Origin of the sequence: Arthrobacter sp. zg-Y1143, assembly GCF_030125565.1 — a bacterium.
In the GTDB taxonomy this organism is placed as follows: domain Bacteria; phylum Actinomycetota; class Actinomycetes; order Actinomycetales; family Micrococcaceae; genus Arthrobacter_B.
The window spans coordinates 164,935-178,367 of sequence record NZ_JASKLW010000013.1; the positions used below are offsets into that span (position 1 = coordinate 164,935).

The window sequence follows — 13,433 nt, forward strand, 5'->3', positions numbered from 1 at the left end:
AAACCGGAGCGTTTCCGGCGCAGGAGGGAGATACCGCACCGGTAAGTTGGTCCGAATGGAAAGAATCACGGCACCGGATGGTGTGCAGATATGCGTGCAGCTCGAAGGCGCCGGTGACCAGCCGCCTGTTCTGGTGCTTCCGGGCGGACCGTGCCGCGACCCGGCCTACCTTGTGGGCCTGGCCGGGCTGGCTGCCGTGCGTCCGCTTGCCGTTCTCCATCCCCGGGGAACCCCCGCGACCGGTGGACTGTCCCGCGGTTGGTGGAATGACGCGGCGGACGCCATCGCGGTTGCCGATGCGCTGGGCCTGCCCGGCTTCGATATCCTCGCCCACTCTGCAGGGACACGCCTGGCCCTGGCGGCCGCTGCGCAGTTCCCCGGACGCGTCCGCTCAATGGCCCTGGTCACTCCGGCCGCAGCCTGGCTAACCGGCACGGTGCACGACGGCCCTGATCTTGCCGACCGTCGGTCCGAGCCGCTGGTCGACGCAGCCCTCACCTCGATGTCCGGGGTGCAGCCCGGCACGGAGGATGACTTCCAGCATGCCCTGAAGGTGGAGGCCCCCGCCGGATATGCCCGCTGGGCAGCACCGGAGCGGCAGCACTCCGGCGTCGGGACGATGACCCTCGCCGCAGCATCGGCCTGGTTCAACCGGATCCCCGGCGACGCCGCCGCCCGGATCCTTGCCTCGCCGCAGCCGCCCACCTTGGTGGTGGGCGGCCAAGAGGACATCCTCTCCGGCGTCGGACCCGTCCGCGCGTATGCCAATGCCCTCGGCGCCGAGCTCGCATTCCTGCCCGACTGCGGACACTACCCCTGGATCGAGCAACCTGAAGCCTTCGTCCGGATCATGGAGGGCTGGCTGCGGATTCCCGCTGCCGGTTAGGGATTCTCCTGCCGGTTTGGGAAATCCCTCCGCTGCGCCGTGGCAGGGATTTCCCAAACCGGTCGATTTCTCTAACTAGGAACACGCAGCGCGGATCAGCCGGGCGTTGAGCTCCCGCACCGTGCCGGCATCGATCTTCAGCACGGCCCGGTCATAGGTGAGCAGGCCGTTGTCCTCGTCCTCGACGTCGGTCAGCTGGGTGTAGACCGTGGCCGCCAGGCCGCGGGCCACCGCGGGTTCGATCTGCCGCAGCATCAGCCGCCGGTACGCCCGTTTCAGAGCCGCGCGGCTCCGGAAGCTCCGGTAACCGTGCTCCTTGGCGTTGAACGTGTGGCCCGGGATGCGCAGGCTGTAGCCGCCGTATTCGGACAGTACGACGGCGCGGCCGCCCCGCAGCCAGCCCTTCCGCAGCCGGAACGGCACCACGTAGACGTGCACGCTCTTCAGGTCTCCCCCGCCCTGGTCATGCCAGCCGCTGGCGTGGTCGATGGTGCGGGTGGGGTCCAGCCGGCGCAGCAGGTGAGCGGCGGCATTGGCGTCAAACTGGCCCCAGCCCTCGTTGAACGGAACCCAGACGGCCAGGGATACCGCGTTCTGCAGCAGTTCCACGGTGCCGCGCAGTTCGGCCAGAAACTCTTGGCGCCCCTGCTCGTCGTCCCGTCCGAAAACCAAGTACGCGTCGTCGCTGCGGTGCGGCGCCCCGGCCGCCGGCGGCCTGATCACCGAGTTCCGGTAGGTGCTGCCGCCGTTGACCAGGTCCTGCCAGACGAGGATCCCCAGCCGGTCGCAGTGGTAATACCAGCGCAGCGGCTCAATCTTGATGTGCTTGCGCAGCATGGTGAAGCCCAGGTCCTTGGCGCGGCGGATGTCTGAGGCGAGCGCCGCGTCCGACGGCGCCGTGTACAGCCCGTCCGGCCAGTAGCCCTGGTCCAGCAGCCCGGCATGGAAGTACGGACGGCCGTTGAGCAGCAGCCGCTGCCGCCCCTTCGCATCGGGTCCCATGCCGACGGTCCGCAGCCCGGTGTAGCTTTGCACCCGGTCCACTTCGCGGCCGCCGTCGAGCAGCCGCACCTCAACGTCGTACAGGAACGGGTCATCGGGGGTCCACAGGTGCGGGTCCGGCACGCGGATACGCGAGGGCACACCGGGTACGACGGCGGCCTCGGCCACGGTGCGTCCGCCGGCGGAGAGGGTAACGAGGGCGGTCAGGTCCGGGCCTCGGCCTTCCGAAACGTCCACCGATCCGCCTTCCCCTGCACCCGGCCCGGCACCGCCGTCGAGCAGCACCGTAACGTCCACAGACTCGAGGTCAGGGACCAGCGCCAGCCGCCCAACGCTGATCCGCGGCACCGACTCCAGCCACACGGTCTGCCAGATGCCGGACTGGGCGGTGTACCAGATCCCGCCGCGGTCCAGCTTTTGCTTGCCGCGGCTGTGGTATCCGGTGTCACTGATGTCCCGGACGCGGACCACAATTTCCTGCCCGGACTGCCCGAACTCCCCTTCCGGGACCAGGGCATCGGTGACGTCCAGCGTGAACGGCAGGTAGCCGCCCACGTGGCCGCCCACCGGTATCCCGTTAACCGTTACCGTGCAGCTCTGGTCCACGGCACCGAAGTGCAGCAGCACCCGCTCGCCGGCGAACCCCTCGGGCAGCCGGACCGTCCGGCGGTACCAAAGCGCCTGGTCGGGCTGCAACTGGCGGCCGACGCCGGACAACGGGGCCTCCGGAGAAAAGGGCACCAGGATTTGCCCCTCCCATGTGTCCGGCGGCTGTTGCACCGCGGCGGGGGTCACGGCGTACTCCCAGTACCCGTTGAGGTTGAGGTAGCTGTCCCGGACCAGCTGCGGGCGCGGGTATTCCTGGAGCACCGCGTCCGGGTCCAGGGCCGATCCCCAGGCGGTCAGCAGTGCCACAGTGTCTCCATCTCCAGATGCCATTCTCAGTTGCCGATGCCGATGGCCGGGCCGAACAGCGCGAACCCGACAAAGCCCGTGATGTCCACCAGTGCGTGGGCAATCACCAGCGGCATCACGCGCCGGGTTTTGACGTAGACCGCACCGAAGAGCAGGCCCATCAGGAAATTGCCTATCCCGGGGCCGATGCCCTGGTACAGGTGGTAGCTGCCGCGGATCAGGGCGCTGGTGAGGATGATCGCCGGGGCACCCCAGCCCAGCTGCCGCAGCCGGGTGAACAGGTAGCCCACCACAACCACCTCTTCGAGCACCGCGTGCCGCACGGCGGAGAGGATGAGCACCGGCAGCGTCCACCAGTAAGTGTCCAGCGCAGCGGGAACCAGCGCGGTGGTGATCCCCAGCGCCCGGCCGGCCGCATACACGCCCAGGGTTCCGACGCAGATCACTGCCGCCAGCCCCACCCCCAGCAGGAAATCGCGCAGCGGCTTCTCGAAGGTGAACCCGATCCGGAGGAAAGCCGACTTACCGGGTTCGGTCAGCAGGAAGAGCACCAGCGCCACCGGAACCAGGGAGAAGAAGATCCCCAGCAGCTGGTACACCAGATCGAACCAGGGCTGCTCGTCCAGCACCGGATTCAAGGTGGTGGTCTGCCCGCTCAGGGGCGCTTCAGTCGCCTTTTCGATCAGCTCGACGACGGCGTAAACCCCGGACCTGCCCAGGGACAGTCCGAGCACAATCAGGATTTCGAAGACCAGCATCCGCCGGGCCCGGGGATCCAGTGAACCGGCCGGGGCGGAAGGGGAGGCAGCACGCATGGTGTCCATTCTGCCGGACGAAGTGCATGCTCCGCCCCGTGGCTCAGCGCACCTGCTGCCCGGCCCGCCACACCGCACCCGTGAGCGGCATGCCGGGCCGGTAGGCCAGGTGAGCCGCGGAGGGCGCGTTCAGCAGCTGCAAATCCGCACGGTGCCCGACGGCGAGCGACCCCACCGCCCGCTGCCCGTCCCGTTCTTTCCCGGTGTGCATCCGAAGGGCCAGGGCTCCGCCGAAGGTGGCGGCCCGGAGCGCCTCCTGGACGGTAAGGCCCATCTGCAGCACGGCCGTGGCCACGCAAAAGTTCATCGAGCTGGTGTAGGAAGTGCCCGGATTGCAGTTGGAGGCGAGTGCCACCTGCACGCCGGCATCCAGCAGCTGCCGTGCCGGAGCCAGTGGTGCACGGGTGGACAGGTCGCACGCGGGCAGGCAGGTGGCCACCGTTCCGGGGACACCGGGAGCACCAAGCCCAACGCCGTTCCATTGTGCCCACGTCCCGGCAAGGGCATCGATGTCCTCGTTCGTCAGGTAATTCACGTGATCCACGCTTGCCGCCCCGAACTCGACGGCCAGGCGCACCCCGGCACCGTGGCCCAGCTGGTTGCCGTGCACCCGCAGCCCCAGGCCGGCGTCGCGGCAGGCCTGCAGCACCCGGCGGGACTGATCCTCGGTAAAGGCGCCCACCTCGCAAAAGACATCGGCCCACTGCACATACGGCAGCACGGCTTCGAGCATGCCGGTGCAGACCAGGTCCGTGTATTCCTCTGCATCAGCGCCGGCCGGAACCAGATGCGCGCCCAGGTAGGTCACCTGGTTCGCAACCGTGGACGCAATCCGGGCGTGCCGCCGCTCTTCCTCCACACCCAGACCGTAGCCGGTCTTGGTTTCCAAATATGTAGTGCCGCCGGCTGCGGCCTCGGCAACGCGTGCCAGCAGCAGCCTGGTCAGCTCGTAATCCGAGGCGTCCCGGGTGGCGCCGGTGGTGACGGCGATGCCGCCGGCGGCGTAGGCCTCTCCCGCCATGCGCGCCTCGAACTCCGCGCCGCGGTCCCCTGCAAAAACCAGGTGCGTGTGGGAGTCCACCCATCCCGGCAACCCCGCCCGTCCGCCGGCGTCGACCACCACATCAGCGGCCGGCGCCGCCGAGGCCGCACCGATCCAGCTGATCCGTTCTCCCTCAAACACCACGGCGGCATCCCGCAGCACGGAACCGTCCGCTCCTCGGGACTGGTCCTGGGTGGAGAGCTCGCCGATGTTGGTGATCAGTGTTGCTGCCGTGGGCTGGGTGGATGCGCTCATGAGTCTTTCGTGGTTGCGGCGGGTGGCGTGCGGTGCCGGGACGAGTCCACGGCGGCGACGGCGGCTGACAGCAGAACGGCCGGGTCGCCCAGGCGGGTGTGCAGCCCGTTCCGGGCCAGGATGCGGCCGCCGACGACGACGGTGTGCACATCCGCGGCCGTAGCGGTAAGTGCCAGCTGGCCCGCCTCCGAACCGGCGGTACGGATGGTTCCTGGATCCACTGACATCAGATCACAGGTTTGTCCGACGGCCAGCCCGGGCGACGGCCGTCCCTGCGCTTCTGCTCCGGCACGGGAAGCGGCAGTGTGCAAATCCGCCGGGGCAAAGCGGCCGCGTTTCCCGGAGCGGAGGCGTTCCCCGTGTTCCAGCGCCCGCATCTCCAGCCAGGGATCAACGACGGCGTGCTGGTCGGTGCCCAGCGCGATCCGGGCACCCGCAGCGCGCAGCTGTGCCGCGGGGCCGATCCCGTCAGCCAGGTCCGCCTCCGTAGTGGGACACAGAACCACAGTTGCGCCGGCATTGCCGAGGACCGTGATGTCTTCGGCACCCAGATGGGTGGCATGAACCGCCGATAGCCGCCGGGTCACCAGCCCGTGCTTGGCCAGCAGCAGTGCCGGGGTGAGTCCGGTGGCTGCTACACAGGCTTCGTTCTCGGCTGGCTGTTCGGAGAGGTGGATGTGCAGCGGCAGGTCCGCGGGAAGGTTCCGGGAGATCAGTTCCAGTTCCTCCTCCGGAACACCGCGCACGGAGTGCAGCGCAGCGGCAACGCTGACCTGTGCCGGATCGAATTCTTCCGCGAACGCTTCCCGGAGGGAGGCCAGCCGCTGCAGCCAGGCAGCGCCGTCGCGGTCACCGAACCGCAGCTGGCCCCGGGTGAGCGGCGCGCCGAACCCGCCGGCCAGATAACAGGTATCCAGAAGCGTCAGCCGGATGCCTGCGGCGACGGCTGCCCGTGCCAGGGCACGCTCCATGGCATGCGCCTGCCCGTAGGGGCTGCCGTCCGGCCGGTGGTGGACATAGTGGAACTCGGCCACCGAGGTCCAGCCGGTGACCACCATTTCCGTGAACACCGCCGTAGCAAGCTGCCCGTACAGGTCCGGGGTCAGTGTGGCGGCCGCCTCGTACATCTGCTCGCGCCAGGTCCAGAAGCTGCCCGTGCCGGCGTCGTGCGTGCGGCCGCGCAGGATCCGGTGGAAGGCATGGGAGTGGGCATTCGACGCCGCCGGGAACGTCACTCCGGCCAGCCGGCAGTCACCTGCGCGGGCCGGGACGCCGGTTTCGGAGCGTGTCACTGTTCCCAAGGCATCGACCTCCAGCCGGACACCGCCAACAACGCCCCCGTTGATCCAGCCCTGCTCGCACCAGAAGGACGCCTGCCGGTCCGGCGCACTCACAGCAGGTCCTGCAGCACATCCGCCAGGACCGCCGCTCCGGCGTCGGCGTCGGCCTCCTCCACGTACTCCTCCGGCGAGTGGCTGATCCCGGTGGGATTGCGGACAAACAGCATGCCGGCGGGCACGTGCCCGGCAAGGATCCCGGCGTCGTGCCCGGCACCGGTGGGCAGCACGGGCGCCCCCGGCAGCGACAGCTCCAGGCTGCGCCGCAGTTCGGCGTCGAAGTCCGTGGTCCCGGTCCAGGATTCCCGGGACAGGGAAACGGTGCAGCCCTCGAACGCGGCGATCTTCTGCGCCTTGCCGTGGATGGTATCCACCAGGTCCAGCGCGGCGGCGTCCTGCGGGTGCCGGGCGTCCAGCCACAGATCCACCCGGGAGGCGATGACGTTGGTGCCGCCGGGCACGGGTTCGATCCGTCCCACCGTGGCCCGGGCGCCTTCCACGCCGGACGCGGCCTGCTGCACCGCGAGGATGATCTGCGCGGCGGCCACCATGGGATCTGCGCGGTCCGCCATCGCAGTGGTTCCGGCGTGGTTGCCCTGCCCGGTTATGCTCATCCGCCAGCGGCCGTGGCCCAGGACGGACCCGCCGACGGCGACTGCCGGACCGCCGTCGCCCAGCCCCCTGCCCTGCTCCACATGCAGTTCCACAAAGTCCCCGATGCGGGCAAGGGCCTGCCCGTCCCTGCCCAGCAGCTCCGGGTCCAGCCCGTTGGCGCGGGCTGCTTCGGCGAAGGTGGTGCCGTCTGCGTCGCGCAGGTTCCGTGCCTTGTCCGGGTCGATCTCGCCGGTGAGCAGGCGCGAACCCAGGCAGGCCACACCGAAGCGGGACCCTTCCTCTTCCGGGAACACGGCAATGGCCAGGGAGCGGCGGGGCTCGACGCCGCGGCTGCGCAGGATGTCGACGGCGGCGAGCGCCGAGGCCACTCCCAGTGGTCCGTCGAAGGCTCCGCCGCCGGGCACGGAATCCAGGTGGCTGCCGGTAACCAGGGCGCCTTCCTGCGGTTGCCCCCACCAGGCCCAGAGGATCCCGTTGCGGTCGGTTTCCACCGGCAGGCCGCGCCGTTCCGCCTCCGTGGCAAACCACCCGCGCAGGTCCAGCTCCGCGGTGGAAAACACGGGGCGCGAGTAGCCGCCCCGGCGGGGGTCCCGGCCAACGTCCTGGATGGACCCAAGCAGGGAAGTGACGCTGGGGATGATCTTGTCCGTGTACCTATCCCTCATCGGCCCGGCCTATTCGTTCATGGGGATCCGGATACCGCGCTCCTCGGCAACCCGGTTCGCCTGGTCGTACCCGGCGTCGGCGTGGCGGATCACCCCGGTACCCGGATCATTGGTCAGCAGCGTTTCCAGCTTCCGGGCGGCCAGTTCGGTGCCGTCAGCCACGCCCACCTGGCCGGCGTGGATGGACCGGCCGATGCCCACGCCGCCGCCGTGGTGCAGTGATACCCAGGTGGCGCCGGAGGCCGTGTTGAGCAGGGCGTTGAGCAGGGGCCAGTCCGCGACGGCGTCTGACCCGTCCGCCATGGCCTCGGTCTCCCGGTACGGGGACGCGACCGAACCGGAATCCAGGTGGTCGCGGCCAATGACGATCGGGGCGCTGACCTTGCCTTCGGCGACCAGGGAGTTGAACAGCAATCCGGCCTTGGCCCGGTCCCCGTAGCCCAGCCAGCAGATGCGGGCGGGCAGTCCTTCGAACTCGACGTGCTCCGCGGCGGCGTCGAGCCAGCGGTGCAGGCGGGTGTTCTCCGGGAAGAGCTCCTTCATGGCCGCGTCCGTGACCGCAATGTCCTGCGGATCACCGGAGAGCGCCACCCAGCGGAACGGTCCCATCCCCTCGCAGAAGAGCGGGCGGATGTAGGCGGGAACGAAGCCCGGAAACTCAAACGCACGGGCATAACCGCCCTGGCGTGCCTCGTCGCGGATGGAGTTGCCGTAGTCGAACACCTCGGCACCGGCGTCTTGGAAACCCACCATGGCCGCAACATGGCGGGCCATGGATTCGCGGGCCTTCTTGGTGAAGCCCTCGGGGTCCGCAGCAGCCTCCGCGGCCCAGTGTTCCACTGGCATTCCGGCCGGCAGGTAGCTCAGCGGATCGTGTGCGGAGGTCTGGTCCGTGACGATGTCCACGCTGATCTCTCCGGCCTGCTGCCGGCGCAGCAGTTCTTCGAAGACTTCCGCGGCGTTTCCCACCAGCCCCACGGACAGCGCCCGCTTCTCCGCCTTGGCTGCCATCACCTTGGCGACGGCGGTGTCCAGGTCCGTCTCCACCTCCTGCAGGTACCGTTTGCCGGCCCGGCGGCGGAGGCGGGTTTCGTCGACGTCGACAATCAGCACCGCTCCCCCGTTCAGGGTCACTGCCAGCGGCTGTGCCCCTCCCATGCCGCCGCAGCCGCCGGTCAGGGTCAGGGTGCCGGCCAGGGTGGCGTTTTCATCCTTGAACAGTTTGCGGGCGACGGCGCCGAAGGTCTCGTAGGTGCCCTGCAGGATGCCCTGGGTGCCGATGTAGATCCAGGATCCGGCAGTCATCTGCCCGTACATCATCAGCCCCTCTGCCTCCAGCCGGCGGAACTCTGGCCAGGTGGCCCAGTCCCCCACCAGGTTGGAGTTGGCGATCAGGACCCGCGGTGCCCACTCGTGCGTGCGGAACACGCCTACGGGTTTGCCGGACTGGACCAGCATGGTCTCGTCATCCGCCAGCGTGGCCAGGGTGCGGATGATCGCGTCATAGGCTTCCCAGCTGCGCGCTGCCCGGCCGGTGCCGCCGTAGACCACCAGGTCTGCAGGCCGTTCGGCCACTTCGGGGTCCAGGTTGTTCATCAGCATGCGCAGGGGCGCCTCGGTCTGCCAGCTCTTGGCCGTCAGTGCGGTGCCGCGCGGTGCCCGGATCAGCCGGGCCGGATCGGAGGTGGTTGCCATAGCCCCGACCGTAACCGAGGGGGCCCGGACCGGGTCCCGCTCCGGCGGCAATGTCTGGGATACCAGACCTGTCCCGGCTGGCCCTCGACCCGTCCAGGCTGGACCGTCGACCAGTCCGCCTGAACCGCCGTGCCGTCGCGGCAGCTAGGCCCTGGCGGTGCCGCCCAGCCGCCGGGAAATTTCGGCAGCGCAGCGGGTTAGGCCCGGCAGGTGGCGTTCGGCCAGAACGGCCAGGCTGCCACCGGTTCCCTCCGCCGTTTCCCCGTCCGTCCGGCCAGCCGGAGCGTGGTCCCGGTTGTCTGCGGTCACGGTAACGCTGGCAACGGCATGTCCGGCCCGGTCCAGCACCGGCACGGCAAGGGAGGAGAATCCCTCCGTAACCTCGTTCTCTTCCCAGGCATAACCGCGCTCCCGCATCTGTGCCAGCAGGCCGGGCAGGCCCGTTCCACCGGCGCGGGAGGAACGCACCGCCGCAGGATCCGGATACAGCGCCCTGAGCTGGGCACCGGTCATCTGCCCCAGCAGCGCCCTGCCGCTGGCGGTGCGGTGGGCCGGAAGCCGCACACCGGCGTCGGTCACAAGCGGTGGCTGCCGGGGCGCCCGTTCTTCGACCACATAGATCACATCGGTGCCCTGCAGCACCGCCAGATGCGCTGTAGCGCGGCACTGCGCGGCCAGTTTCCGCAGCGGAAACCGTCCGATACGCTGCAGCGGTGCCTGCCTGGCATAGCCGGTCCCCAACTCGTGGGCGGTGGCGCCCAGGGCGTACTTGCGTTCCTCGGGCAGGTGGACGGCGAAACCGTCCGCGGCCAGGGCGGCGAGCAGGTGGTACGTGGTGGACCGCGGCAGGGACAGGTCCCGGGCGACGGCGGCGGCACTCACCGGCCCGGCCTGGGTACCCAGATAACGGAGGATGGCCAGGACCTGGGCCGCAGCGGGAACCTGGACGCGCGAATAGCTGGCGGACATGCGCCGAGTCTAGGGCAGCGTCTGGTATCCCAGAAACACAATCCTGCCCGGAGGTAGGCTCGGCACCGAACTGGTGCTGGGATAGAGGTGCCGGTACAGGCATGCTGGAACAGAGGTGCCGGGACAGGAATGCACCGGCAATGTGGATGACGGAGAGTTTTCTCCGCGAGGACGGAGATACATGGACATCATTTCCCGGGCGGCCGTTGAACTGGGGACCGGTCCGCTGAGCGGCGGAGACATCGTGGCCGTGGCCCGCGGGGGCGCAGAGGTTGCCCTCTCCCCCGAGGCCCTGGCCGCGATGGCATCCTCACGCGGTGTGATTGAAAGCCTCGCCGCAGACGAGAAACCGCATTACGGGGTATCCACCGGTTTTGGCGCCCTGGCGGTCAAGCAGATCCCGCCGGAGCAGCGCACCCAGCTGCAGCGCTCCCTGATCCGCAGCCATGCGGCGTCGTCCGGTGCGGAAGTGGACCGCGAGGTCATCCGGGCCTTGATGCTCAACCGCCTCTCCACCTTGGCCACCGGCCGCACCGGCGTCCGCCCGGAGGTGGCGCTCGCCTATGCCGGTCTCCTGAATGCCGGGATCACCCCCGTGGTGGGTGAGTACGGCTCACTGGGATGCTCCGGCGACCTGGCGCCCCTGTCCCACTGCGCCCTGGCGCTGATGGGCGAGGGCGAGGTCCGCACCCGGGACGGCCGCCTGGTTCCCGCAGCCGCCGGTTTGGCCGAGGCCGGCCTGGAACCGGTCCTGCTGCAGGAAAAGGAAGGCCTGGCGCTGATCAACGGCACCGACGGCATGCTGGGGATGCTGACGCTGGCTATTGCGGACCTGCACCGGCTGCTGGCCATCGCGGACCTGGCGGCGGCAATGAGCGTTGAGGGCTTGCTGGGCAGCGATGCCGTGTTCGCTGCGGACCTCCAGGCGCTGCGGCCCCAGTCCGGACAGGGCGAGTCCGCCGCGAACATCCGGGCGGTCCTGGCCGGGTCGGCCCTGATCGAAGAACAGAAGACCGGCGGCTTCACCCGGGTGCAGGATGCCTACTCGCTGCGCTGCGCCCCGCAGGTGCACGGCGCGGCCCGGTCCACCCTGGGCCACGCCGAATCGGTGGCTGGCGCGGAGCGTGCCTCGGCCATCGACAACCCCGTGGTGACCGTGGACGGACGGCTGGAATCGAACGGCAACTTCCACGGCGCCCCGGTAGCCTATGTGCTGGATTTCCTGGCCATCGCCGTTGCGGACGTGGCGTCCATGAGCGAGCGGCGCACCGACCGTTTCCTGGACCGGTCCCGCAGCCACGGCCTCAACGCCTTCCTGGCCCATGATCCGGGAGTGGATTCCGGCCACATGATCGCCCAGTACACGCAGGCCGGCATAGTGTCCGAACTCAAGCGCCTGGCCGTGCCCGCGTCGGTTGACTCCATTCCTTCCTCCGCCATGCAGGAGGACCACGTGTCCATGGGCTGGGCGGCCGGCCTGAAGCTGCGCCGCTCCCTGGACGGACTGACCCGGGTGCTGGCCATCGAACTGCTGACCTCGGCCCGGGCCCTGGACATGCGCGACGGCGGCCTGGCCGCCCCTCGTTCGGCTCCTGCCGTTACGGCCGTGCGCTCTGCCATCCGTGCCGTGGTTCCGGGGCCGGGCCCGGACCGTTACCTGGCACCCGAGATTGAAGCGGTGCGGGTCCTGGTCGACGACGGCTCTTTGCTGGCCGCCGCGGAGGAACGGATCGGAGCCGGCCTGCTGTGAGCTGCTCCGCCGGGACTACGCTGGGCGGATGAATCAGGAACAGGAACAGACCCGCCGGCTTACCGCCGTCGTCACCGGTGAGGTGCAGGGAGTGGGATTCCGCTACCGGACCATGCAGCAGGCCACGCGGCTTGGCCTCACGGGAGTGGTGTCCAATAACCGGGACGGCTCGGTACTGGTGATTGCCGAGGGCAGCGGCCCGGCCCTGGACGGGCTGCGGGCATTCCTTCAGGGTCCCGAGGCGCCCGGGGCGGTAACCGGGGTGGAAGAACGGTTTTCCGAGGCCACCGCGGAATTCCGGGAGTTCCGGGCACAATAGGTTCCCGGCACCGGGCCTGCCCCCATAGGTAAGCCCCGGGGAACCAAAAGTTAAAAGGAAAACGCCGGCAGACTTGGGGTTGGTTGGGGGGAAACAACCCTAGTCTGCCGGCGTCCGGACCGGTCACTACTCGGTCCATTCATCACTCGCACCCTTATGAGGTACTAATTACGATAAGCGGCCCGTCTGGGTAGGTGCTGAAGAGAACCTGACAACTACCTGAGTATCCGAAGGGGTCCGGGACTGTGCTGCGCGCTTAGGCCGCCGAAACCAATTCGCGGAGCCGGGCCACTGTAGCGGCACGGTCCGGGGCTGCCGTGAGCCCGCAGGCCGGGGCGCCGGAAAGGCGCGGCAATACATCCTGCTGGGCGGTACGGATTCCCGGAACGTTCATCAGCGGCGCCTTCCCTGCGGCGGTTCCTGCGGAGCCGGTTGCCCCTCCTTTTACCGGGGAAGCTTTTACCGGGGAAGGCGCAGCGGACGCTTTGGCGTTTCCTGCAGCGGCACCGGATCCTGCACCTTTGCCGGCCGAACCGGACTTCTTGCCTCCGGCGGTCTTCTTCGGCGCAGTGTTTGCCGGGCTTCCGGCAGCGCGCGAAGCGGCGGGGCGGGACTTGCCTGCCTGGGCTTTCTGCGGCTGGGCGGGCTGCTTCGGGCCGGACTTCTTTTTGGTAGCGGACTTGTTGACCGCCGATTTGGTTGCGGTCTTGGCCGGCGCAACCATGGCAGCGGCGGCTACAGCGGACTTCTCGGCCACGGCGGCTGCGGTCAGGGCAGCGGTTCGTGCCGCGAGGGCTGCGGCCACGTCCAGGGCGTCTACATTCTGCGGCATGCGCACGGCGGGGCGGCCGGCAGGAGCTGCAGGCCGCAGCGCGGCCATGATTTCCTCGGTGGCAGACCGGGTGGTGTCAACGAAAACGGCTGCGGCGTTGTCTTCGGGAACGGTTTCAACGCGCTGGCGTGCCGCCCGGGTGACGAACCGGTAGATTGCCGAGACCACTACGAGCAGGGCACCGCCGGTGGTGTAGAGCAGGATCAGTGAGAAGGCCAGGGAGGTGGTGCCGCCGGAAAAGAACCCCAGCCCGATGACGGCCGCAATCAGCCACAGCGTACTAAGAATTGTCAGGATGGAACGGACCCGGATGTAGAGCGGACGCTGCTGCACACC

11 protein-coding genes are annotated in these 13,433 nt (G+C 69.1%); 3 read left to right on the plus strand and 8 right to left on the minus strand.

Features of this window, described 5'->3' with window-relative positions; translation table 11 throughout:
* Positions 1–55: 55 nt before the first annotated feature.
* Complete coding sequence (locus tag QNN98_RS15115) at positions 56–886, plus strand: alpha/beta fold hydrolase (RefSeq protein WP_283998165.1); 831 nt, start codon at positions 56–58, stop codon at positions 884–886.
* 75 nt (positions 887–961) lie between these two features.
* On the opposite strand, the gene QNN98_RS15120 is transcribed toward QNN98_RS15115, so the two are convergent.
* The 7 genes from QNN98_RS15120 to QNN98_RS15150 all read right to left on the minus strand — a co-directional run bounded on the left by QNN98_RS15120 (position 962) and on the right by QNN98_RS15150 (position 10,196).
* Entirely contained in the window at positions 962–2,803 is a 1,842-nt protein-coding gene (locus QNN98_RS15120) for a glycoside hydrolase family 2 protein (protein ID WP_283998167.1), read from the minus strand.
* Between the two features lie 26 nt (positions 2,804–2,829).
* Complete coding sequence (locus QNN98_RS15125; protein WP_502864774.1) at positions 2,830–3,618, minus strand: CPBP family intramembrane glutamic endopeptidase; 789 nt, start codon at positions 3,616–3,618, stop codon at positions 2,830–2,832.
* A gap of 43 nt (positions 3,619–3,661) precedes the next feature.
* Entirely contained in the window at positions 3,662–4,915 is a 1,254-nt protein-coding gene (locus QNN98_RS15130) for an amidohydrolase family protein (protein ID WP_283998170.1), read from the minus strand.
* Positions 4,912–6,309 (minus strand): formimidoylglutamate deiminase, encoded by a 1,398-nt coding sequence (locus QNN98_RS15135; RefSeq protein WP_283998172.1) that lies wholly within the window; start codon positions 6,307–6,309, stop codon positions 4,912–4,914. The genes QNN98_RS15130 and QNN98_RS15135 overlap by 4 nt, the downstream gene beginning before the upstream one ends.
* Positions 6,306–7,532, minus strand: coding sequence for an allantoate amidohydrolase (locus QNN98_RS15140; RefSeq protein WP_283998174.1), 1,227 nt, complete (start codon positions 7,530–7,532; stop codon positions 6,306–6,308). Before QNN98_RS15140 ends, QNN98_RS15135 begins: the two co-directional genes overlap by 4 nt.
* Before the next feature lie 9 nt (positions 7,533–7,541).
* Positions 7,542–9,227, minus strand: coding sequence for a urocanate hydratase (gene hutU, locus QNN98_RS15145; RefSeq protein WP_283998175.1), 1,686 nt, complete (start codon positions 9,225–9,227; stop codon positions 7,542–7,544).
* A gap of 144 nt (positions 9,228–9,371) precedes the next feature.
* A complete protein-coding gene (locus QNN98_RS15150) occupies positions 9,372–10,196 on the minus strand; it encodes an IclR family transcriptional regulator (protein ID WP_227913912.1) in 825 nt (274 codons plus the stop codon).
* A 181-nt stretch (positions 10,197–10,377) separates the two neighbouring features.
* On the opposite strand from QNN98_RS15150, the gene hutH reads away from it, so the two are divergent.
* On the plus strand, positions 10,378–11,946 hold the full coding sequence (hutH, locus tag QNN98_RS15155) for a histidine ammonia-lyase (protein ID WP_227927343.1): 1,569 nt from the start codon (positions 10,378–10,380) through the stop codon (positions 11,944–11,946).
* A 28-nt stretch (positions 11,947–11,974) separates the two neighbouring features.
* Complete coding sequence (locus QNN98_RS15160; RefSeq protein WP_227913910.1) at positions 11,975–12,265, plus strand: acylphosphatase; 291 nt, start codon at positions 11,975–11,977, stop codon at positions 12,263–12,265.
* A gap of 256 nt (positions 12,266–12,521) precedes the next feature.
* Here QNN98_RS15160 and QNN98_RS15165 read toward each other — a convergent pair whose 3' ends face one another.
* The gene (locus QNN98_RS15165; protein WP_283998179.1) at positions 12,522–13,430 is read right to left on the minus strand and encodes a hypothetical protein; all 909 of its coding nucleotides are present in this window, start codon (positions 13,428–13,430) and stop codon (positions 12,522–12,524) included.
* Between the last annotated feature and the right edge of the window lie 3 nt (positions 13,431–13,433).